Below are 1,193 nucleotides of genomic sequence, written 5' to 3' on the forward strand. Positions count from 1 at the left end.
GGGCACCCGCCCCACGCCGACACCCGGGGCCACGGCAACCCTCCACAGCGCACGCCTCACGCAACGGCTCCCGCCCCGCGCCGGCGGCGCGGCGTCCGCGACCAGCGACCATGTACGTCCCGTACAGACACGGAAATGCCGCTGACCGGCACCCCGGGTTGGGGTGCCGGCCAGCGGTCGGTGTCGTGCGGTGGTGCTGTTGTGCGGTGGTGCTGTCGTGCGTGGTGTTGCTGCTTGTCCTGCTGTGGTGCGGGTCAGCTGTTCCAGTACTGGCCGACCAGGTCGGTGGCCTGCTGCTCCCACTGGGCGTAGGCGTCCGGGTACGCCGACACCTGCACGGTCTGCGCGGCGTCGGTCAGGGGCATGTCCTGCCACCCGTCGACCTGCTTCAAACCCTTGAGGAACGCCGTCGTCGAGTACTCAGGGTCAGTGATCTGCTCCGGCGTGCCCCAACCCGAGCTCGGGCGCTGCTGGAACAGGCCCAGCGAGTCGTGGTCGTTCATGTCGCCGAGGTGGCCCAGGTTCTCCAGCTTCGACTCCTGCAGGCTCGTCGCGATCGAGATCACCGCGGCCCGCTCGGGCAGACCGGCCTTCTTCGTGGCGGCGATGATCGCCTTGACGTTGGCGGTCTGCTCATCGTTGAGGGCGATGTGGGACTGGTCGCCCTGCGGCTTCGGCGCCGCCGACTGCACGGCCACGGCGACCGGCTTGGCGTCCACCGGGTTGGCGTGGGCGGCGATCGGACCGGCGAAGACACCACCGGCGAACGCGAGACCAGCAACAGACAGCACGCTCTTACGGAAGATCGTGTTCATGAGGGGTAGCTCCTTCGGGGGTAGGACACCCCGACCACCAAGGGGGACGGCGGCAGGGTGTGAGCACCTCGTCCGGCGCTGCACAAACAAAGGGGAAAAGTCTTTGGGGGGTGACGCCCATCAGGGCGTCGGGTCGGCGACCTGCCGAGCGGGGGGCTCGTGGCGCCGGGACCCTGTGTAACGACCGGGGGGCCGGGGTCATTCCGGGTTGGCCCACCGTCGGCACCCTCATCGAGGCGGTGCAAGGTGGTCGTTCGTGGGGACTGCAACGACCCGGGGGCCGGGACCATTCCCGAATGGCCCACCTGCCGGCACCCTCATCGAGGCGGTGCCCGTCGGGCGTTCGTGGGTATTGAAACGACCGGATGGGTGAGTGCT

At 69.2% G+C, this 1,193-nt stretch carries 1 protein-coding gene; it reads right to left on the reverse strand.

The genetic code is table 11. From position 1 onward, the window contains the following. Positions 1–254 precede the first annotated feature (254 nt). The gene (locus tag MED01_RS29015; protein WP_238671672.1) at positions 255–815 is read right to left on the reverse strand and encodes a hypothetical protein; all 561 of its coding nucleotides are present in this window, start codon (positions 813–815) and stop codon (positions 255–257) included. Positions 816–1,193: the final 378 nt, after the last annotated feature.

It is taken from the genome of Micromonospora alfalfae (assembly GCF_022230925.1).
In the GTDB taxonomy this organism is placed as follows: Bacteria; Actinomycetota; Actinomycetes; order Mycobacteriales; family Micromonosporaceae; genus Micromonospora; species Micromonospora alfalfae.